Annotated in this window: 1 protein-coding gene; it reads left to right on the top strand. The window is 70.8% G+C overall.

Annotated features, from left to right (window positions below):
* Positions 1–537: 537 nt before the first annotated feature.
* Positions 538–1,266, top strand: coding sequence for a hypothetical protein (locus ACFQ87_RS43975; protein WP_380616666.1), 729 nt, complete (start codon positions 538–540; stop codon positions 1,264–1,266).
* The last annotated feature ends 177 nt before the right edge of the window (positions 1,267–1,443 follow it).

The following is a 1,443-nucleotide window of genomic DNA, read 5'->3' as shown; positions in this document are numbered from 1 at the left end:
CGATCAGGATGACAAGAGCGGAGTGACGGGAGACTGTCACGCTCCGATCTGTGGGAGCCCGGGGGTGCGATTCCCCCGGGCGACCCGACCGACACTCGCCACCCCGTCGCCGGACGGATCACATCATCGGCCGGGAGGCGGCCACGGGGAGGGGAATCCACGGACGGGCCGGTGATGCTGCCACCTGGAGCGGGCCGGGCCTCGCGGCCGCCTTTCCATGACCATCAGTGCGGGAGTCAGGAGGAAAGAGGTGATCGGGGTGGAGGACTGGGCTGAGATCCGTCGGCTGCATCGGGCCGAGGGGTTGTCGGCGGCAGCTGGGGATCTCCCGGGGCACGGTGGCGCGGGCCCTGGCCTCGGACCGGCCGCCGGTCTACCAGCGGCCGTTGAAGGGCTCGGCGGTGGACGCCGTGGAGCCGGCGGTCCGCGAGTTGCTGCAGCAGACCTCGACGATGCCGACCACGGTGATCGCCGAGCGGATCGGCTGGGAGCGGGGGGCTGACGATCCTGCGGGAGCGGGAGCGGGAGCGGGAGCGGGTGCGCGAGCTGCGGCCGGCCTACCTTCCCGTCGACCCGGTCTCGCGGACGGTCTACGAGCCCGGTGAGCTGGCCCAGTGTGATCTGTGGTTCCCGGAAGCGGACATCCCGCTCGGCTACGGTCAGAGCGGCCGTCCGCCGGTGCTGGTCATCGTCTCCGGCTACTCCAGGATGATCACCGCCAGGATGCTGCCCTCGCGGCAGACCAACGATCTGATCGACGGGCACTGGCGGCTGCTGACCGGCTGGGGCGCCGTCCCGACGGCGCTGGTCCGGGACAACGAGCCGGGTGTCGGCAGGGGCAGGCCGACCAGCGAGTTCGCCGCCCTGGCGGGCCTGCTCGCCACCCGGATCCACTTCTGCCGGCTCCGGGATCCGGAGGCGAAGGGCCTGGTCGAGCGGGCCAACGGCTATCTGGAGACCAGCTTCCTGCCCGGCCGAACCTTCGTCGGCCCGGGCGACTTCAACGCCCAGCTGGCCGCCTGGCTGCAGAACGCCAACCGTTGTCGGCACGGCACGATTGACGCCCGGCCCGACTGGTGCCCCGTGGCCCATGCTGAGCAGCCGAGCACCCGCCGCCGTAGCGGCTGCGAGGACTGCCAGGCCGGACCAGACAGCGGCGACATTCGCATCACCTCGATCGGCCGCGACAGGACCGTCACCGAGACCTGGCACACCGATCAGTGCTCCACTTACTGGCCGCTTCGTCGCCCTGCCGACCTGGACTGAGATCCTCGACCGGAACTTCCCGCCGCAGGACCCCACCTGAGCGGGCCCACCACACCTAGCTGATGGCGGCATACCGAAGGGGGGGGGGGGAAGCAGGGGGGCGGAGGCCTTGGTGTGCTGGGCCGATTGGGGGAAAAGATGGGGGGGTGGGGAGATACCCCAAATAAAACACACCGC

Source organism: Kitasatospora sp. NPDC056531, assembly GCF_042794375.1.
Lineage (GTDB): Bacteria > Actinomycetota > Actinomycetes > Streptomycetales > Streptomycetaceae > Kitasatospora.
This window is presented reverse-complemented; position numbering and strand designations above follow the sequence as displayed.